This is a genomic window from Salmonella sp. SJTUF15570 (assembly GCF_043357055.1).
GTDB lineage: Bacteria > Pseudomonadota > Gammaproteobacteria > Enterobacterales > Enterobacteriaceae > Salmonella > Salmonella enterica.
In genome coordinates this window covers 366,727-386,206 of record NZ_JBEUKJ010000004.1, presented here as the reverse complement: position 1 = coordinate 386,206, position 19,480 = coordinate 366,727, and the positions used below count along the sequence as shown (strand labels likewise).

At 53.4% G+C, this 19,480-nt stretch carries 18 protein-coding genes and 1 tRNA gene; 8 read left to right on the top strand and 11 right to left on the bottom strand.

All coding sequences use genetic code 11. From position 1 onward, the window contains the following. Nucleotides 1–184 precede the first annotated feature (184 nt). Nucleotides 185–1,843, top strand: coding sequence for an ATP-dependent endonuclease (locus tag ABVN44_RS10605; protein WP_000599765.1), 1,659 nt, complete (start codon nucleotides 185–187; stop codon nucleotides 1,841–1,843). On the opposite strand, the gene ABVN44_RS10600 is transcribed toward ABVN44_RS10605, so the two are convergent. Beyond that, a complete protein-coding gene (locus tag ABVN44_RS10600; RefSeq protein WP_023232208.1) occupies nucleotides 1,840–2,790 on the bottom strand; it encodes a VirK/YbjX family protein in 951 nt (316 codons plus the stop codon). The two genes, ABVN44_RS10605 and ABVN44_RS10600, sit on opposite strands and share 4 nt — an antisense overlap. Before the next feature lie 145 nt (nucleotides 2,791–2,935). On the opposite strand from ABVN44_RS10600, the gene macA reads away from it, so the two are divergent. Then, nucleotides 2,936–4,054 (top strand): macrolide transporter subunit MacA, encoded by a 1,119-nt coding sequence (gene macA, locus ABVN44_RS10595; RefSeq protein WP_001201754.1) that lies wholly within the window; start codon nucleotides 2,936–2,938, stop codon nucleotides 4,052–4,054. Then, nucleotides 4,051–5,997 carry a macrolide ABC transporter ATP-binding protein/permease MacB gene (gene macB / locus ABVN44_RS10590; RefSeq protein WP_048348817.1) on the top strand — a complete coding sequence of 649 codons (1,947 nt, stop codon included), beginning with the start codon at nucleotides 4,051–4,053 and terminating at the stop codon, nucleotides 5,995–5,997. The genes macA and macB overlap by 4 nt, the downstream gene beginning before the upstream one ends. 129 nt (nucleotides 5,998–6,126) lie before the next feature. Here the strand turns inward: macB and cspD are convergent, their stop codons facing one another. Beyond that, entirely contained in the window at nucleotides 6,127–6,348 is a 222-nt protein-coding gene (gene cspD, locus ABVN44_RS10585; protein WP_000447499.1) for a cold shock-like protein CspD, read from the bottom strand. 150 nt (nucleotides 6,349–6,498) lie between these two features. Between cspD and ABVN44_RS10580 the strand changes: the two genes are divergently transcribed. The 3 genes from ABVN44_RS10580 to clpA all read left to right on the top strand — a co-directional run bounded on the left by ABVN44_RS10580 (nucleotide 6,499) and on the right by clpA (nucleotide 9,299). Then, nucleotides 6,499–6,576 carry a hypothetical protein gene (locus ABVN44_RS10580; protein ID WP_212742690.1) on the top strand — a complete coding sequence of 26 codons (78 nt, stop codon included), beginning with the start codon at nucleotides 6,499–6,501 and terminating at the stop codon, nucleotides 6,574–6,576. A 95-nt stretch (nucleotides 6,577–6,671) separates the two neighbouring features. After that, nucleotides 6,672–6,992: an ATP-dependent Clp protease adapter ClpS gene (gene clpS, locus ABVN44_RS10575; protein WP_000520789.1), complete on the top strand. Its 321-nt coding sequence runs from the start codon at nucleotides 6,672–6,674 to the stop codon at nucleotides 6,990–6,992. Nucleotides 6,993–7,022: 30 nt separating this feature from the next. Next, nucleotides 7,023–9,299, top strand: coding sequence for an ATP-dependent Clp protease ATP-binding subunit ClpA (gene clpA, locus ABVN44_RS10570; protein WP_000934064.1), 2,277 nt, complete (start codon nucleotides 7,023–7,025; stop codon nucleotides 9,297–9,299). Between the two features lie 375 nt (nucleotides 9,300–9,674). Here the strand turns inward: clpA and ABVN44_RS10565 are convergent. From ABVN44_RS10565 to ABVN44_RS10555, 3 genes are all read right to left on the bottom strand, one after another. Then, nucleotides 9,675–9,762: transfer RNA gene (locus ABVN44_RS10565), tRNA-Ser, on the bottom strand. Nucleotides 9,763–9,910: 148 nt separating this feature from the next. Continuing rightward, nucleotides 9,911–10,588: a hydrolase gene (locus tag ABVN44_RS10560; protein ID WP_000097893.1), complete on the bottom strand. Its 678-nt coding sequence runs from the start codon at nucleotides 10,586–10,588 to the stop codon at nucleotides 9,911–9,913. Nucleotides 10,589–10,607: 19 nt separating this feature from the next. Next, nucleotides 10,608–11,468 (bottom strand): pirin family protein, encoded by an 861-nt coding sequence (locus ABVN44_RS10555; protein ID WP_000809969.1) that lies wholly within the window; start codon nucleotides 11,466–11,468, stop codon nucleotides 10,608–10,610. Nucleotides 11,469–11,576: 108 nt separating this feature from the next. On the opposite strand from ABVN44_RS10555, the gene ABVN44_RS10550 reads away from it, so the two are divergent. Next, the gene (locus ABVN44_RS10550; RefSeq protein WP_000597928.1) at nucleotides 11,577–12,488 is read left to right on the top strand and encodes a LysR family transcriptional regulator; all 912 of its coding nucleotides are present in this window, start codon (nucleotides 11,577–11,579) and stop codon (nucleotides 12,486–12,488) included. Between the two features lie 90 nt (nucleotides 12,489–12,578). On the opposite strand, the gene infA is transcribed toward ABVN44_RS10550, so the two are convergent. From infA to trxB, 6 genes are all read right to left on the bottom strand, one after another. Further along, nucleotides 12,579–12,797, bottom strand: a complete 219-nt coding sequence (infA, locus tag ABVN44_RS10545) for a translation initiation factor IF-1 (protein ID WP_001040187.1) — start codon at nucleotides 12,795–12,797, stop codon at nucleotides 12,579–12,581. After that, on the bottom strand, nucleotides 12,725–13,108 hold the full coding sequence (locus tag ABVN44_RS10540) for a membrane protein (RefSeq protein WP_001539595.1): 384 nt from the start codon (nucleotides 13,106–13,108) through the stop codon (nucleotides 12,725–12,727). The genes infA and ABVN44_RS10540 overlap by 73 nt, the downstream gene beginning before the upstream one ends. Further along, nucleotides 13,109–13,813, bottom strand: coding sequence for a leucyl/phenylalanyl-tRNA--protein transferase (gene aat, locus ABVN44_RS10535; protein ID WP_001241650.1), 705 nt, complete (start codon nucleotides 13,811–13,813; stop codon nucleotides 13,109–13,111). Between the two features lie 44 nt (nucleotides 13,814–13,857). Beyond that, nucleotides 13,858–15,579, bottom strand: a complete 1,722-nt coding sequence (cydC, locus tag ABVN44_RS10530) for a cysteine/glutathione ABC transporter ATP-binding protein/permease CydC (RefSeq protein WP_023231715.1) — start codon at nucleotides 15,577–15,579, stop codon at nucleotides 13,858–13,860. After that, nucleotides 15,580–17,346: a cysteine/glutathione ABC transporter permease/ATP-binding protein CydD gene (gene cydD / locus ABVN44_RS10525; protein ID WP_001044541.1), complete on the bottom strand. Its 1,767-nt coding sequence runs from the start codon at nucleotides 17,344–17,346 to the stop codon at nucleotides 15,580–15,582. 113 nt (nucleotides 17,347–17,459) lie between these two features. Beyond that, entirely contained in the window at nucleotides 17,460–18,428 is a 969-nt protein-coding gene (trxB, locus tag ABVN44_RS10520) for a thioredoxin-disulfide reductase (protein WP_000537406.1), read from the bottom strand. A gap of 546 nt (nucleotides 18,429–18,974) precedes the next feature. Here trxB and lrp point away from each other — a divergent pair. Then, nucleotides 18,975–19,469: a leucine-responsive transcriptional regulator Lrp gene (gene lrp / locus ABVN44_RS10515; RefSeq protein WP_000228469.1), complete on the top strand. Its 495-nt coding sequence runs from the start codon at nucleotides 18,975–18,977 to the stop codon at nucleotides 19,467–19,469. The last annotated feature ends 11 nt before the right edge of the window (nucleotides 19,470–19,480 follow it).

Here is a 19,480-nt window from a genome sequence, read left to right as displayed (position 1 = left end):
TTTATTGTTTGAATAGCGTACATGACACTACCGAATTCCAGACTATCAGTAAAGCGACACCGTCAGCCGTACATTTATCAGACATTTGCCCCAGGCAAAGGGGGGGAATATCACGCCAGGCGGACGCATTTGCCGTTATACTGCGGTGAATTTTATGGAGTGATGACGTTTTTCTGGAGGAAGCATGATTCTCGAACGCGTTGAAATAGTAGGATTTCGCGGTATCAACCGACTGTCGTTGATGCTGGAGCAAAACAACGTGCTGATTGGGGAAAACGCCTGGGGAAAATCCAGCCTGCTGGATGCGCTGACTCTGTTATTGTCGCCGGAACTCGATCTTTACCATTTTGTCCGTGAGGATTTCTGGTTTCCGCCTGGCGACATAAAAGGACGCGAGCATCACCTGCATATTATTCTGACTTTTCGCGAAACGCAGCCAGGGCGGCATCGGGTACGTCGTTATCGAGCGCTGGAAGCATGCTGGTCGCCTTGCGAGGATGATTTTCACCGTATTTTTTATCGGCTAGAGGGCGAATGCGGCGCCGATGGCAGCGTGATGACGCTGCGCAGTTTTCTCAATAGCGATGGGCAGCCATTACTGGTGGAAAATATTAACGATCAGGTGCGCCACCTGGTTCGTCTGATGCCAGTGCTACGTTTGCGCGATGCGCGCTTTATGCGACGTATTCGCAACGGTACGGTGCCCAATGTGCCGGATGTTGAAGTCACGGCCCGACAGCTGGATTTTCTGGCGCGTGAGCTGGCGACCCGGCCGCAAAATTTAACCGACGGGCAGATTCGTCAGGGACTGTCCGCGATGGTGCAACTGCTTGAACACTATTTCTCAGAGCAGGGCGCAGGACAGGCGCGTCACCGACTCATGCGCCGGCGTTCGCAAAATGAGCAGCGTAGCTGGCGCTATCTGGATATTATTAATCGGATGATCGACAAACCGGGCAGCCGGTCGCATCGGGTGATCCTGCTGGGGCTTTTCTCCACGCTGTTACAGGCGAAAGGGACGCTGCGGTTACATAAAGACGCACGACCATTACTGCTGGTGGAAGATCCGGAAACCCGTTTACATCCCATTATGCTTTCAGTCGCCTGGCAATTGCTCAATCTGTTACCGCTACAGCGGATAGCGACAACCAACTCAGGCGAACTGCTTTCGCTAACGCCGGTGGAACATGTCGTACGGCTGGTGCGCGAATCTTCCCGCGTCGCCGCCTGGCGTCTGGGCCCGGGCGGGTTAAGCGCGGAAGATGGACGGCGTATCGCCTTTCATATCCGCTTTAATCGCGCGTCGTCGCTGTTTGCGCGTTGCTGGCTACTGGTGGAAGGCGAGACGGAAACCTGGGTTATTAATGAGCTGGCGCGTCAGTGTGGACATCATTTTGATGCGGAGGGCATTAAAGTCATTGAGTTTGCTCAGTCTGGCCTGAAACCGCTGGTGAAGTTCGCCCGCCGTATGGGAATCGAGTGGCATGTCCTGGTGGATGGCGACGAAGCGGGGAAAAAATATGCCGCGACGGTCCGCAGCCTGCTTAATAACGATCGGGAAGAAGAACGCGAACATCTCACGGCGCTGCCTGCGCTGGATATGGAACATTTTATGTATCGTCAGGGCTTTGCCGATGTTTTTCACCGGGTTGCGCAACTTCCGCCTAATGTGCCGATGAATACCCGGAAAATTATCACTAAAGCTATCCACCGCTCGTCAAAGCCGGATTTGGCGATTGAAGTCGCGATGGAAGCCGGGCGGCGGGGAATTGACGCCGTGCCGCCGCTGTTCAGAAAGATGTTCTCGCGCGTGGTTTGGCTGGCGCGGGGCCGGGCGGATTAACGTTTGAATGTGGCCGGAACCTGTTCGACGACGCTATCGAGTAACGCATAGCGGCGGCGATACTCGGCCCGTTTCTTACTGGCGATCTCCGCTTCGCTTTTTCGGGCGATCGCCAGCGGTAGCGCATAGTAATTTCCTTTAATTCTTTCACCGCCTAACGATTCCCAAAACGCGTCATAGTCGGCATGCATTTGCGTCTTTTTATCCATGTATCGCCAGCTACGGTAAACGTGCGCATCGTTACTCACAGCTATAATCTTTTCTGCCTGAAAGACTTGCGCAAACTGACAGAGAGCCTCCATCACGATGCGTTTGGGAAAAAGACCATGGCAGGCTTTGGTCGCCTGCTGGATAATTTCGTGAGGGACGTCGTTTGCCGCGCCCTGTAATCCGCCGATAAATAGTGTGCGTTGTTGGTTAAAGCGACACAGAGTAAATGTGATCTCTGCCAGAATACGTAACTGTGCGTCGCGAACAACAATAGTGCTTTCACCTTCTTTATCCAGTGAGACCAGACTGACTAAATCAAGTTGAAACAACTCGCCGGTTTTAGTTTCAAATTTAGCAAGATTCAGGCCATACTGACTTAAATAGCTAACTTGTTGTTCCCGCGATAAAAGTTGGTGCATCTGTTGATAATGAAAACACAGAGCGTCTAAGGCGAAATCGCGTTTAATATTTACAGCCATATAAGGACGATGTAGCCGAATAGGCAAACGCGGCTGACGAGCAAGTAACGTATTTAACTCCGGCCATTGGGTGAGATTAGTCAGTAATTGGCTGGTCGCACGCGGCATGACTAATGAGCGGATTAAAAACTTGCGACGAAAGCTGGCTTTACGCCAGAATTTTCCTGGCTGTAATTGCCCGCGCGTCAGACGAATAAATAATTGTAAAGGAGAGATGTAATCTGAAGTGTACCAGGTATTATCTGTAAGCTGTGTCATGATCGTAATCCGCGACATAAGATTGTCGAGATTGAACCACAGGAAACATTAACCAATCGTCAATACAGCCGACGCTATCTTTATTGTGTCAGGTTTGTTTAGATACGGTTTACTTTCTGGTTGAAATTTTGCCGTCAGGGTTTCTATGCGTGCTAAGGGAAAGAAATTTAAAAAGCGTTATCTGGTCATTATTTTAATTCTTTTAGTGGGGGGGATGGCTGGCTGGCGAATGCTAAATGCGCCGCTGCCAACTTATCAGACATTAATCGTGCGGCCAGGCGATCTTGAACAGAGTGTACTGGCGACTGGAAAACTGGACGCGTTGCGTAAAGTGGATGTCGGCGCGCAGGTGAGCGGCCAGTTGAAAACGCTGCTGGTCTCCATTGGCGATAACGTTAAAAAAGATCAGCTACTCGGCGTGATTGACCCAGATCAGGCGGAGAACCAGATAAAAGAGGTCGAGGCCACCCTGATGGAGCTGAACGCGGAGCGTCAGCAGGCAGCCGCTGAGTTAAAGCTGGCGCGGGTTACGCTGGCGCGCCAGCAGCAGTTAGCTAAGACTCAGGCGGTATCGCAACAGGATCTGGATACCGCGGCGACGGAGATGGCGGTTAAACAGGCGCGTATTGGCACCATAGATGCCCAGATCAAACGTAATCGGGCCTCGTTGGACACCGCGAAAACCAACCTGGAATATACCCGTATTGTCGCCCCCATGGCGGGGGAAGTGACGCAAATCACTACCCTGCAAGGACAAACGGTGATTGCAGCTCAGCAGGCGCCCAATATTCTGACGCTGGCGGATATGAGCACCATGCTGGTAAAAGCGCAGGTCTCGGAAGCGGACGTGATCCATCTTCGGGCGGGGCAGAAAGCATGGTTCACCATTGCAGGCGATCCGCAAACGCGCTATGAAGGCGTTTTAAAAGATATTCTGCCGACGCCGGAAAAGATCAACGATGCTATTTTTTATTACGCCCGGTTTGAAGTGCCGAATCCCAAAAGAATCTTGCGTCTTGATATGACCGCACAGGTTTATATTCAACTCATGGATGTCAAAAATGTGTTGATTATTCCTCTCGCCGCGCTTGGCGAACCGGTGGGCGGCAATCGTTATAAAGTGGCGCTGTTGCGTAACGGCGAAAAACGTGAGCGCGAAGTGATCATTGGCGAGCGTAACGATACAGACGTGGAAGTGGTTAAAGGTCTGGAAGCGGGCGATGAGGTGATCATCGGCGAGAGCAGGCCAGGAGCGACGCCATGACGGCATTGCTTGAACTGCGCAATGTGAGTCGCAGCTACCCCTCCGGAGAAGAGCAGGTGGCGGTGTTGAAAGATATCTCCCTGCAAATCCACGCCGGGGAGATGGTGGCGATCGTCGGCGTTTCCGGTTCTGGAAAATCAACGCTGATGAATATCCTCGGGTGCCTGGATAAACCGACCAGCGGCACTTATCGGGTGGCGGGGCGGGACGTCTCGACGCTGGACCCGGACGCGCTGGCGCAGCTGCGGCGTGAGCATTTTGGCTTTATCTTTCAGCGCTACCATCTGTTGTCGCATTTAACGGCAGCGCAAAATGTTGAAATCCCCGCCGTCTACGCCGGTATTGAACGCAAAAAACGCCAGGCGCGCGCCAGAGAGTTGCTTTTGCGGCTGGGATTAAGCGATCGCGTCGATTACCCACCTTCACAGCTTTCTGGCGGACAGCAGCAGCGTGTCAGTATTGCCCGCGCGCTGATGAACGGCGGACAGGTGATTCTGGCGGATGAGCCGACCGGCGCGCTGGATAGCCATTCCGGCGAAGAGGTGATGGCGATTTTGCGCCAACTGCGCGATCGCGGACATACGGTGATCATTGTGACGCACGATCCGCTGATTGCCGCCCAGGCGGAGCGGATTATTGAAATTCACGATGGCAAGATTGTCCATAATCCGCCCGCGCAGGAAAAGAAACGCGAACAGAGCGTTGACGCTGCCGTAGTTAATACGGCTCCCGGCTGGCGGCAATTTGCCAGCAGCTTTCGCGAAGCGCTGTCAATGGCGTGGTTAGCGATGGCCGCTAACAAAATGCGTACTTTACTGACCATGCTGGGAATTATTATCGGTATTGCGTCGGTGGTGTCGATTGTGGTGGTCGGCGACGCCGCAAAACAGATGGTACTGGCGGATATCCGCGCTATGGGCACTAACACGATTGATATTCATCCAGGCAAAGATTTTGGCGACGACAACCCGCAGTATCGACAGGCGCTGAAATATGACGATCTGGTGGCTATTCAGAAACAGCCGTGGGTTAACTCTGCGACGCCCAGCGTTTCAAAGAGCCTACGTCTTCGCTATGGCAATATTGATATTGCCGTAAATGCTAATGGCGTCAGTGGCGATTATTTTAACGTTTACGGCATGTCCTTTAGGGAGGGGAACACCTTCAATGCTGTACAGCAACAGGATCGCGCGCAGGTGGTGGTGCTGGATGCCAACACGCGACGCCAGCTATTTCCAAATAAAGCGAATGTCGTAGGGGAAGTGGTGCTGGTGGGTAATATGCCGGTTATTGTTATTGGCGTGGCGGAAGAGAAACCGTCCATGTACGGCAATAGCAATCTGTTGCAAGTTTGGTTGCCCTATAGCACGATGTCAGATCGCATAATGGGTCAGTCATGGCTTAACTCGATCACCGTTCGTGTGAAAGATGGCGTTGATAGCGATCAGGCTGAACAGCAGCTTACCCGCCTGCTCACCTTACGCCACGGTAAAAAAGACTTCTTCACCTGGAATATGGACAGCGTCCTGAAAACGGCTGAAAAAACCACCTATACTCTTCAGTTATTTCTGACGCTGGTGGCTGTCATTTCGCTGGTTGTCGGCGGCATCGGCGTTATGAATATTATGCTGGTTTCCGTCACCGAGCGAACGCGTGAAATCGGCATCCGTATGGCGGTAGGCGCGCGCGCCAGCGATGTGCTACAGCAGTTTCTTATTGAAGCGGTGCTGGTTTGCCTGGTTGGGGGAGCGCTGGGGATTAGCTTGTCGATGTTCATCGCATTTATGCTACAGCTTTTCCTGCCCGGCTGGGAGATCGGTTTTTCACTGACTGCGCTGGCGAGCGCGTTTTTATGTTCGACGTTTACCGGGATACTGTTTGGCTGGCTACCGGCGAGAAACGCGGCGCGACTGGACCCGGTGGATGCGCTGGCAAGGGAGTAATCTTGCTGACGTCATTTGTCGGCCTGATAAGATGCAACAGTGTTGCTATCAGGAACTGGCGTTAAATAAAAATGCCAGCCGATCGGGCTGGCATTTTGCCTCCTGGATGTACACAATGAGACAGAGGAGCTATGCAACGGCCTCTGCTTCGATGGGCACGATGACGCTGGCGTGATTGCCTTTTGGCCCCTGGTGGACATCAAACCGGACAGACTGTCCGGCTTTAAGCGTTCTGTAACCATCCATTTGAATGGTGGAATAATGGGCGAAAATATCCTCGCCGCCGCCTTCAGGGCAGATGAAACCAAACCCTTTGGCATTGTTGAACCACTTTACAGTACCCGTTTCCATGCTTCGACATCCTTCGTAAATCTTATATAAGTAAGATGGAATGAACCGGTGACGGAGTGGGGGCTGTTCAAAACCTCACCAACTCTCGACATTACAATTTAGAGAAATCAGGCGAGGCGTCAAGCATCAGGCAGGGGGGATCGGGTAAAAATGAATCAAAAATTTGAAGCAGTTAACGCTATTGCCGGGAATGTGACAGATGTCGCGGATGGTACTGATAGATGTTAGTTATCTATCAATTGAGGTAGATTGATTGTGTGCATAGACTCTGGTCAGCGGCAGATTTTCCTGCCGACAACCGTAACCGATAATGACGACTGACAATGGGTAAGACGAACGATTGGCTGGATTTTGACCAGTTGGTGGAAGATAGCGTGCGCGACGCGCTAAAACCGCCATCTATGTATAAAGTGATATTAGTCAATGATGACTACACTCCGATGGAGTTTGTTATTGACGTGTTACAAAAATTCTTTTCTTATGATGTAGAACGTGCAACGCAATTGATGCTTGCGGTTCACTATCAAGGCAAAGCTATCTGCGGCGTGTTTACCGCCGAGGTGGCGGAAACCAAAGTGGCGATGGTGAACAAGTATGCAAGGGAGAACGAGCATCCGTTGCTGTGTACGCTGGAAAAAGCCTGAATGCAGGTATAAAAATTGGGGGAGGTGCCTATGCTCAATCAAGAACTGGAACTCAGTTTAAACATGGCTTTCGCCAGAGCGCGCGAGCACCGTCATGAGTTTATGACCGTCGAGCATCTGTTGCTGGCGCTGCTCAGCAACCCATCGGCTCGCGAAGCGCTGGAAGCATGCTCCGTGGATCTGGTGGCGCTCCGTCAGGAACTCGAAGCCTTCATTGAACAAACCACACCCGTACTGCCTGCCAGTGAAGAAGAGCGTGATACGCAGCCGACGTTAAGTTTCCAGCGTGTCCTGCAACGTGCCGTCTTCCACGTTCAGTCTTCCGGGCGTAGTGAAGTGACTGGCGCGAATGTGCTGGTGGCTATCTTTAGCGAACAGGAATCACAGGCGGCTTATCTGCTGCGCAAGCATGAAGTTAGCCGTCTGGATATCGTGAACTTTATTTCTCACGGGACGCGAAAAGACGAACCGAGCCAATCTTCCGATCTCGGCAATCAGCCAACTGGCGACGAACAAGCTGGCGGGGAGGAACGTATGGAAAACTTCACGACGAATCTTAACCAACTTGCTCGCGTGGGCGGCATCGATCCGCTGATTGGTCGTGAAAAAGAACTGGAACGCGCGATCCAGGTCTTGTGTCGTCGCCGTAAAAATAACCCGTTGCTGGTAGGGGAATCCGGTGTTGGCAAAACGGCGATTGCCGAAGGGCTGGCCTGGCGTATCGTGCAGGGCGATGTGCCGGAAGTGATGGCCGATTGCACCATTTACTCTCTGGATATCGGTTCGCTGCTGGCGGGCACCAAATACCGCGGCGATTTTGAAAAACGGTTTAAGGCGTTGCTGAAACAGCTTGAGCAGGATACCAACAGCATCCTGTTTATCGATGAAATCCATACCATTATCGGCGCTGGCGCGGCGTCGGGCGGACAGGTGGATGCGGCAAATCTGATTAAACCGCTGCTTTCCAGCGGCAAGATCCGGGTGATCGGCTCAACGACCTATCAGGAATTCAGCAATATTTTTGAGAAAGACCGTGCATTAGCACGCCGTTTCCAGAAAATTGATATTACCGAGCCTTCGGTGGAAGAGACGGTGCAAATTATCAACGGCTTGAAACCTAAGTACGAAGCGCACCACGACGTGCGTTATACCGCGAAAGCGGTGCGTGCGGCGGTCGAGCTGGCGGTAAAATATATCAATGACCGCCATCTGCCGGATAAAGCCATTGACGTGATTGACGAAGCGGGCGCTCGGGCGCGTCTGATGCCGGTGAGCAAACGTAAGAAAACGGTCAACGTGGCGGATATTGAGTCCGTAGTGGCGCGAATTGCGCGAATTCCTGAAAAGAGCGTCTCGCAGAGCGATCGCGATACGCTGAAGAACCTGGGCGATCGTCTGAAAATGCTGGTCTTCGGCCAGGATAACGCGATTGAGGCGCTGACCGAAGCTATTAAGATGAGTCGTGCGGGTCTGGGCCATGAGCATAAACCTGTCGGCTCATTCTTGTTCGCCGGGCCAACTGGCGTAGGGAAAACTGAAGTTACGGTACAGCTTTCAAAAGCGCTGGGTATTGAGCTGTTGCGTTTTGATATGTCCGAATATATGGAGCGTCATACGGTGAGCCGTTTGATCGGCGCGCCTCCGGGATACGTCGGTTTCGACCAGGGCGGGCTGCTGACGGATGCGGTGATTAAGCATCCTCATGCGGTGCTGCTGCTGGATGAGATCGAAAAAGCGCACCCGGATGTCTTTAACCTGCTGCTGCAGGTGATGGATAACGGTACGCTGACCGATAACAACGGCCGTAAGGCGGATTTCCGCAACGTGGTGCTGGTGATGACCACCAACGCCGGCGTGCGAGAAACCGAACGTAAATCTATTGGTCTTATTCATCAGGACAACAGTACCGATGCGATGGGCGAGATCAAGAAAGTGTTTACGCCGGAGTTCCGTAACCGTCTCGACAACATTATTTGGTTCGATCATCTGTCTGGCGAGGTGATTCATCAGGTTGTCGATAAGTTTATCGTCGAGTTGCAGGCTCAGTTGGATCAGAAAGGCGTCTCCCTGGAAGTCAGTCAGGAAGCGCGCGACTGGCTGGCGGAAAAGGGCTATGACCGGGCGATGGGCGCACGACCAATGGCGCGTGTGATTCAGGATAACCTGAAAAAACCGCTGGCCAATGAGTTGCTGTTTGGATCGCTGGTTGACGGCGGACAGGTCACCGTCGCGCTGGATAAAGAGAAAAATGCGTTGACGTATGGCTTCCAGAGTGCGCAAAAGCACAAGCCAGAAGCCGCGCATTAATCTTCGTTTCACTGCCGTACAAACCGGGCCTTAGCGCCCGGTTTTTTTATGCCGGCTAATAGTTAGCCTGATGGCGTTGTGCTCGCGGTAGGCGGACAAGGCGCTTGTAAATTGCGTCATCATCCGGTAATCGACGGGGGGTAATGCGAAAAAAAAGCCCGTACATTCGTACGAGCTCTTTCTTAAATATGGCGGTGAGGGGGGGATTGACTCGCTTTGCTCGCCCCTTCGGGGCAGCCCGTTCGCTGTGCGCCCGGTCTGTCCAACTGGCTGCGCCAGTTGTCGAACCCCGGTCGGTGGTTCTCATCCCCCCTTGGTTTGGGGGATACATATAAGCAAAAGCCCGTACTTCTGTACAGGCTCTCAACTTAAATATGGCGGTGAGGGGGGGATTCGAACCCCCGATACGTTGCCGTATACACACTTTCCAGGCGTGCTCCTTCAGCCACTCGGACACCTCACCATATTGTATTGCTGCCTGACCGCTTGGGGGGCAACGGGGCGCTACTATAGGGAGTTGCGCTAAAACGGTCAAGCAGAATTTACATATTCACTGTCGTTTGCTCATGCAATAGACACAATCCCCGCCCAAACTGGCGCGGGGAGGCAAATTAGCGCTGTGAATCCAACATTTCGTTGTTTTTCACCACATCCTGCGCTTTGCTGTAGCTTTCGATCAGCAGTTGATAGGCCGGGAATACCTGAGTATAAACGTCGGCCCACGCGGCGGCGTCTTCACGGTTCCAGGTGCCTTGCAGCTCAGAGGCGACTGCGGCAGTATCCATCGGTACGACGCCAGCCTGTACGATACGCGCCAGGGTGATCTCCTGCGCCATCTTACTGTAGGTACCGGATGCGTCGATCACGGCAAATACCTTATAACCTTCCGCTACCGCGCTAATGGCCGGGAATGCCATACACACGCTGGTAATCGTCCCGGCAATGATCAGCGTCTTACGACCCGTCGCTTTTACCGCCTTAACGAAATCTTCGTTATCCCAGGCGTTAATTTCACCTTTGCGCGCAATGTACTGCGCATGTGGCGCATTAGCGTGGATCTCCGGGATCAGCGGGCCGTTCGGACCTTGCGGTACGGATGCCGTGGTAATGACCGGCATTTTCGCTAACGTCGCCATCTTCGCCAACGCCGCGGCGCGAGCGCGTAATTCCGGCATTGGCATATCGCCTACGGTCTGGAAAAGACCACTTTGATGATCGATTAAAAGCATCACGGAATCGTTAACATCAATTACCGGGCGCAAACCATTAAAATTAGCAGGACTTGACATCGTGTTCTCCTTCATGTTTTCATATTTGGCCAAAACGGCCGGAGTTGAAATCGCGGACTGCTTCTGCGATCTCTTGTTTCGTGTTCATAACAAATGGGCCGTAACCCACAATCGGTTCATTCAGCGGCTCGCCTGATAACAGCAATACGCTGGCGTCGCTGCTGGCCTCAAGGTGCAGCGTTTTCCCTTGCTGGCTCAACACCACCAGTTGCGCTTCGTTGACCGGCGTCGTGCCGTTCACCGTGATATTGCCTTTCAGTACCACCAGCGCGGTGCTCCATCCTTCCGGCTGTGCCAATGTAAGCTGGCGATTGCGTTGCAGGCGCATATCCCAGACATTGAGCGGCGAGAAAGTGTGCGCCGGGCCTTTTGTCTCTTCATAACGCCCTGCGATGACCCGCACGACTCCGGCGTCATCCGGCAACGTAACGGTCGGGATAACATCGTGGGTAATGCTTTGATAACCCGGGGTGGTCATTTTGTCCTTCATTGGAAGGTTAACCCACAACTGCACCATTTCCAGTTCGCCGCCCCGACGGGTAAACGCGTCGGAATGGAACTCTTCATGCAAAATGCCTGCGCCTGCGGTCATCCACTGAACGTCGCCCGGGCCGATAACGCCGCCGCGACCGGTAGAGTCCCGATGCTCGACTTCGCCACTATAAACAATCGTCACGGTCTCGAAACCGCGGTGTGGATGCTCCCCAACACCGCGTTTTTCATTACCCGGCGTAAATGTGTGCGGCCCGGCATAATCCAGCAGCAGGAATGGACTCAACTGCTGCGCATGTGACTGATAAGAAAAGAGTGAACGAACCGGAAATCCATCGCCAACCCAGTGCGGGCGAGGTGCGGTATAGACGCCTGTAATCTGTTTCATGGTGTTCTCCTCAGTGGCGTTGTCTTGATGTGAATAAGCTTATATTCATGACAAAAGGTTCGGTAGTGGCTAAAATGGCTCATACCGTTCCATTAATAGGACAATGTAATGATAAAAACGGATCTCAATGATTTTGCGTGGTTTGTGCATGTGGTCGAAGAGGGTGGGTTTGCCGCGGCGGGGCGTGCGCTTGATGAACCAAAATCAAAACTGAGCCGGCGTATTGCGCAACTGGAGGAACGGCTGGGCGTGCGATTGATTCAGCGAACTACCCGGCAGTTTAACGTTACCGAAGTGGGACAAACATTCTATGAGCACTGTAAAGCGATGCTGGTGGAAGCTCAGGCGGCGCAGGATGCCATTGCCGCATTGCAGGTAGAGCCTCGCGGTATCGTGAAGCTGACCTGCCCGGTGACGCTGCTGCATGTACACATCGGCCCAATGCTGGCGAAATTTATGGCGCGTTATCCTGATGTTTCGCTACAGCTTGAAGCAACCAATCGTCGGGTGGACGTCGTAGGGGAGGGGGTGGATGTGGCGATTCGCGTCAGGCCGCGCCCGTTTGAGGATAGCGACCTGGTGATGCGCGTCCTGGCTGACAGAGGGCATCGCCTGTTTGCCAGCCCGGATCTTATCGCACGGATGGGAATCCCTTCCGCGCCGGCGGAGTTGAGCCATTGGCCAGGGCTAAGTCTTGCATCCGGCAAGCATATCCACCGCTGGGAACTTTACGGCCCGCAGGGCGCGCGTGCGGAAGTCCATTTTACCCCGCGTATGATTACTACAGACATGTTGGCGCTACGCGAGGCGGCGATGGCGGGCGTGGGGCTTGTGCAGTTACCTGTCTTAATGGTGAAAGAACAACTGGCCGCCGGTGAACTGGTCGCGGTGCTGGAAGAGTGGGAGCCCCGGCGGGAGGTTATTCATGCTGTGTTCCCATCCCGGCGAGGATTATTACCTTCCGTACGCGCGTTGGTCGATTTTTTGACGGAAGAGTATGCGCGGATGGTGGAAGAGTAACCTGCTCGTCATTCATCGACTTAATGGACGCAAAAAAGGCCGGTTAAACCGACCTTTTATCCAGCCGCCCTTCAGGGCGTGAGGAGACAATTAGCGACTACGGAAGACAATGCGGCCTTTGCTCAGGTCGTACGGGGTCAGCTCAACGGTCACTTTGTCGCCCGTCAGGATGCGGATGTAGTTCTTACGCATTTTACCGGAGATGTGTGCAGTAACCACGTGACCGTTTTCTAACTCTACGCGGAACATGGTATTAGGTAACGTTTCGAGAACGGTACCTTGCATTTCAATATTGTCTTCTTTGGCCATCTAATCCTCTGGGGTATCACTACCATAATTTGAACCGGCAAGATAATGCCGAACTTCTTTTGATAAGTAAAGATTTGTGCGTTTAAAACACAGCAAACCAGGTTTAGCACATGATTCCGCGACACACGACAACGCCGCGTTATACACCTTTTCCCTGATACTACCGCCTGATGTATCGACATAAGCGCAACATATAAGGGAACGGTGAAATAAACGATGGGCGTTACCTGACAACGGGCTGCGGGATAATGAGCTAAACCAATTCTGCGGCAGCAATTATAACACCCCAATAAAAAATGTGCCGAAAACATTCACTTCCGGGGCAAAAATAATGTCCGCGGCACCCAAAAACGGGAGGCCAGCGGCTGTTGGCGTAAGGCCGCGAGGTGATCGAGGTAGTCACGACGTGGAATTTCAATGGCGCCGAGCGAGGCGGTATGACTATTAAGTACCTGACAATCAATAAGTTTACCGCCGTGACGGGTAAATTCAGCGCAAAAAACCAGCAGTGCGGTTTTGGAGGCATTCTCCTGGCGGCTAAACATCGATTCGCCGCAAAACAGCGCCCCCTGCGAGACGCCATACATCCCGCCGACCAGTTCCCGATCGCGCCACACTTCAATGGAGTGCGCGTGGCCCAATTCATGTAATCGGCGATAGGCTTCCTCAATACCACGCGTTATCCAGGTGCCTTCGTCACGGTGATTGGCGCATCCATCAATGACCCGGTCGAAAGCGTAATTGAGCGTCACGCGGTAAGGGGATGCGTTGTGAAAGCGCTTCATGCTGCGACTGAGGTGAAACTTTTCAGGCCACAGCACGGCGCGCGGATCGGGCGACCACCACAGGATCGGGTCGCCCGGCGAAAACCACGGGAAAATCCCGTGCTGGTAGGCCATTAACAACCGGGCAGGGCTGAGATCGCCGCCCAGCGCCAGTAAACCGTTAGGCTCGCGTAAAGCGCCTTCCGGCGAAGGGAAAGCGATAGAATGTCGGGAAAGCTGAACCAGACGCATGACGGCGAAACTCCAGTACGCAAGTCGGATCGTTCAATAATAGCTTACAGACGTTGTTTAAACTGATAATAGCGTCCTTGTCCGGCTAACAATTCTGCATGAGTGCCTTGCTCAATGATGCGCCCGTCGTCCATTACGATGATTTGATCAAAACGGGCCAGGCCGCGCAAACGGTGCGTCACCATCAGGACGGTTTTCTCGCGCATCACATCGGCAAGTAATTCCAGCATTTCGCTCTCGGTGGTCGCATCCAGCCCCTCAGTGGGCTCATCCAACAGCATTAACGGAGCATCATGCAACAGCGCGCGGGCGATGGCCAGACGACGAAGTTCGCCGCCGGATAGCAGGCGACCGCCTTCGCCGAGCCAGCTATTAAGCCCACTATCTTCGAGCAGATTTTCGAGGCCGACGCGACGCAGCATGTCGGAAAGGGCTTCGTCGCTGGCATTGGGCGCCGCCAGTAATAAATTATTACGCAGCGTGGCGCTGAACAGGTGGACACGCTGCGGCACCACGCTGATAGTCCGGCGTAAGGCGGATTCGCTCAGCGAGGATAGCGGAAGATCGTTGAGCAGAATTTCGCCTTGTTGCGGGTCCCAGGCGCGGGTGAGTAGCTGCAACAGCGTTGATTTTCCGCAGCCGGTACGCCCCAGAATAGCGACATGCTCGCCAGGATTAGCCTGTAATGAGAGGGCATTGAGCGCATTAATCGGCTGGTCGGGATAACGAAACGAAACGTCCCGCAGGGTGAGTGTGACCTTTTCCGGCGCGGGAGTTTCTGCCTGTGGAAAGGTCACCTCCGGTTTTTGCTCCGTTAATTCAGTGATACGAAGCGCAGAGGCGATAACCTGCCCCAGATGCTGGAATGCGCCGGTAACGGGCGCAAGCGCCTCGAAAGCCGCCAGCGCGCAGAAGACAAACAGCGCGATGAGCGCGCCGGGCTGCGTATTGCCGCCAACGCCGCCGGAGGCCATCCACAACATTAACATCACCGCCAGCGCGCCAATCAGCAGCATTAACGCCTGCGATAAGGCGGTCAGTTCAGACTGTCGGCGTTGGGCCTCATGCCATTGTAATTCGGTGGCTTCCATTTGCGCCCGATAGCGTTTGCTGGCGCCAAAAATGGTGAGTTCCGCCTGGCCCTGTAACCATGACGTGAGCTGCTGGCGATACTGACCTCGTAGATGCGTCAGATTTTGGCCGGTATTTTTGCCGGCGCGATAAAACACCGGCGGCATAATAAACAGCGTCAACAGCATAATGCCGCCCAGCGTGATCGCCAGCGTCACGTCGAGAACGCTAAGCCCCAGGGTGACAATCATAATCACTACAAAAGCGCCGACCAGCGGGGAGATGACGCGCAAATAGAGATGGTCCAGCGTGTCGACGTCGGCAACGATGCGGTTCAGCAGTTCACCTTGCTGATAACGCGCCAGACCCGCGGGGGAGAGTGGTAGAAGTTTGCTAAAGGTATAAATACGCAGATGTTGCAGTACGCGGAACGTGGCGTCATGACTTACCAGACGTTCAAAATAACGACCAGCGGTACGGGTAATGGCCGCGCCGCGCACGCCGGCTGCCGGGAGCATATAGTTAAAACTGTAAATTCCCGCGAAGCCTGCGATAGCGGACGCGGACAGGAACCAGCCGGAAAGCGTCAGCAGCCCGATACTGGCAAGCAGGGTCAGGATTGCCAGCGCAATTCCCAGCGTTAGCATCCATTTATGGCGTTTATAGAGCGTCAGATAAGGGAGTAGCGCGCGCATTTAAATATCCTCCTGACGGTGAGCCAATAACGTCGCAAAAGCGCCGTTGGCGGCGCTGAGTTCGGCATAACTGCCTTGTTCGACAATCGCGCCATCTTGCATAACCCAGATAGCGTCCCAGTCGGCGAGATCTTCCAACTGATGCGTCACCATTAATGTGGTCTGGCGTTTTGACGCCGCTTTTAACGCCTGCATGACGCGTTGCTCGCTGTGAGCGTCCAGGCTTGCCGCCGGTTCATCCAGCAGTAGCAGTTGACAGGGATTAAGTAGCGCACGGGCGACCGCTACACGCTGTGCCTGGCCGACGGAAAGTCTGCTGGCATGATTGCCGAGCGGGGTGTCTACTCCTTGCGGCAGCAGCGGTAAAAACTCGCTTACCCATGCGGCGTCAAGCGCGGCATAAAGTTCCTGCTCGCTGGCGTCCGGGCGCGCCAGTAATACATTTTCGCGTAGCGTCGCCGCAGGTAATTGCGGGTTTTGTCCAACCCAGGAGAGATGCTGGCGCCAGGATTCCGGCGAGAGATCGCGAAGCTCGACACCGTTAATACGCAAAGAGCCCTGATAGGAGAGAAAACCGGATAATACATTCAACAGAGAGCTTTTACCGGAACCGCTGCGTCCTACCAGGACGGCGCGTTCTCCTGCCGCTAATGAGAAATTCAGCGGCCCGGCAAGCGTTTTGCCTTCTGGCGAGGTGATAATAAGATTGACTGCGTCAATGGTTACAGGTTCGTTTTCCGCCAGCTCAACTTCGCCGCGCGCCGGGTGGGCGAGGGGTGTTTCCAGAAACGTCTTCAGACTATCCGCCGCGCCAACCGCCTGCGCCTTAGCATGGTAAAACGTGCCGAGGTCGCGTAATGGCTGGAAAAACTCCGGCGCGAGGATCAAGGCGAGGAACCCGGCGGCGAGCGTCACACCGGTACCGTAATGACCAAAGTTCAGCTCGCCCAGGTAAGAGAAGCCAAAATAAACGGCGACCAGCGCAATAGAAAGCGAGGTGAAAAACTCCAGTACGCCGGAAGATAAAAAGGCGAGGCGCAGAACTTCCATTGTGCGCTGACGAAAATCCTGCGATGCTGCGCGAATGCTCTCGGTTTCCGCTTCTCCACGACCGAAAATTCGCAGCGTTTCCATCCCGCGCAGACGGTCAAGAAAATGGCCGCTTAGCCGGGCAAGCGCCAGGAAATTGCGGCGGTTGGCGTCAGCCGCGCCCATTCCTACCATCGCCATAAATAGGGGAATGAGCGGGGCGGTGCCCAGCAGAATCAGCGCCGCCGCCCAGTTTGACGGGAAAATCGCCGCCACGATTAAGAGCGGTACGCAAACGGCAAGCGCCATTTGCGGCAGATAGCGCGCATAATAGTCATGCATATCGTCAATCTGCTCCAACACCAGCGTCGCCCAGCTACCGGCGGGCTTGCCCTGAATCCAGGCTGGGCCGGCTTGCTGCAGACGATCCAAAACCTGACGGCGGATCTCAAAGCGAATATGCTGTCCGGCATGAAAACCGACGCGCTCGCGCAACCACACCACCCAGGCGCGGAGGACAAAGACCAGTATCAGCAGGATAAAAGGGAGCAACAGCGCTTCCCGTGGAATGTTCTCCATGATCATATGTTGCAGGATACGCGCCATGATCCAGGCCTGAGCGACAATTAATACGCCACTCATGAACCCCAACAGGCGGGAAATATTCAACCACCGTTGGGAGATTACGCTTTGCTGTTTTAACCAGCGGGTCAGCTCTTTTTGACGGGTTTTATTCATTGCACGCTTAGCAGGTGAGTTATTGGAATTTCAGGCAGGGCAATGTTACAACGACGCAAAAATAAAGGCGACTTATAGTCGCCTTTTTTACTTTTGTTACTGATTTGTAAAAACTATTTGCTCGCGTCGGCCAGACCATCGAGATAGCGTTCAGCATCCAGCGCCGCCATACAGCCCGTACCTGCAGAGGTGATCGCCTGACGGTAAATATGATCCATGACGTCACCCGCCGCGAATACGCCAGGGATGCTGGTTTGTGTGGCGTTGCCATGGGTGCCGGACTGAACTTTGATATAACCATTTTCCAGCTCAAGCTGGCCTTCGAAGAGCGCCGTGTTTGGGCTATGACCGATGGCTACGAAAAGTCCGGCGATGTCCAGCGTCTCGATATTATCGCTCTGCTGCGTGTCGCGAAGACGCAGACCAGTAACGCCCATCTGATCGCCGGTCACTTCTTCCAGCGTCCGGTTGGTGTGCAGGATGATATTGCCATTTTCGACTTTATCCATCAGGCGCTTAATGAGGATTTTTTCAGCGCGGAAACCGTCACGGCGATGGATAAGGTGCACTTCCGAAGCGATGTTGGACAGATAAAGCGCTTCTTCAACCGCGGTGTTGCCGCCGCCGATCACCGCCACTTTCTGGTTGCGGTAGAAGAAACCGTCGCAGGTTGCGCAGGCGGAAACGCCGCGCCCTTTAAAGGCTTCTTCCGATGGCAGCCCCAGATAGCGCGCGGAAGCGCCGGTCGCAATGATCAACGCATCACAAGTGTACTCTGCGCTGTCACCTGTCAGACGGAACGGACGATTTTGCAGATCCACTTTGTTGATGTGATCAAAGATTATCTCGGTTTCAAATTTTGCCGCATGTTCATGCATGCGTTCCATTAGCAGCGGGCCGGTCAAATCGTTTGGATCGCCGGGCCAGTTTTCCACTTCCGTCGTGGTAGTCAGTTGACCGCCTTTTTCCATACCGGTAATAAGTACCGGCTGTAAATTTGCGCGTGCGGCATACACCGCCGCGGTATATCCCGCCGGTCCTGAGCCCAGAATAAGCAGCTTACTGTGTTTGGTCGTGCCCATGAGATCCCCATAGTTGTTGGCAGACAATGAGCAGAATTGTAGGGAATTTACAGACGTAAAAAAAGAGCATAACGATTTTGTTAACAATATGTGTAATAGCATGAACCGATGAACGACCGCGACAGCGACGTTATCATCACAAACTTTAATTAAAATCGGTAACTTATAAGGTGACGAAATGACAGTTTACCGCCCTCTCTAATGAATAACTGGCATGTTGTACTAAAAATCGATGTTTTGCTTTGACAATCACCTGCTGTTTTGCGAAAACATTCGAGGAAGAAAAAAACTGTGTTATGTATGTGCTGCATAATCATGCATGTAAATACCATGTTTACCGGGCTAGTGAAATCTACGCATGGCGTGGACAGACGCCATTCGTGATGTCGATAGCTGCCGCGAGGCAACGGTCTTCTCACCATAGACCAGGCATTGCGCGCCGTTAATCCCTCTGGGTTTCGGTCTATTGTGATGGGCAGCGACTCTGAACAGTGATGTGAGTAGAGTCAGGCAGGAGTAGGGAAGGAATACAGAGAGACAATAATAATGGTAGATAGCAAGAAGCGCCCTGGCAAAGATCTCGACCGTATCGATCGTAACATTCTTAATGAACTGCAAAAGGATGGGCGTATTTCCAACGTCGAGCTTTCTAAACGAGTAGGACTTTCGCCGACACCTTGCCTTGAGCGTGTGCGTCGGCTGGAGCGACAGGGGTTTATCCAGGGCTATACGGCGCTGTTGAACCCGCATTATCTGGATGCGTCACTTCTGGTATTCGTTGAGATTACCTTAAATCGCGGCGCGCCGGATGTGTTTGAACAGTTTAATGCCGCCGTGCAAAAGCTTGAAGAGATTCAGGAGTGTCATTTGGTTTCCGGCGATTTCGACTACCTGTTGAAAACCCGTGTACCGGATATGTCAGCGTATCGAAAACTATTGGGAGAGACGTTGCTGCGCTTGCCAGGTGTGAACGACACCCGAACTTACGTAGTGATGGAAGAGGTAAAACAGAGTAATCGTCTGGTTATTAAGACACGCTAACACGGAACAGG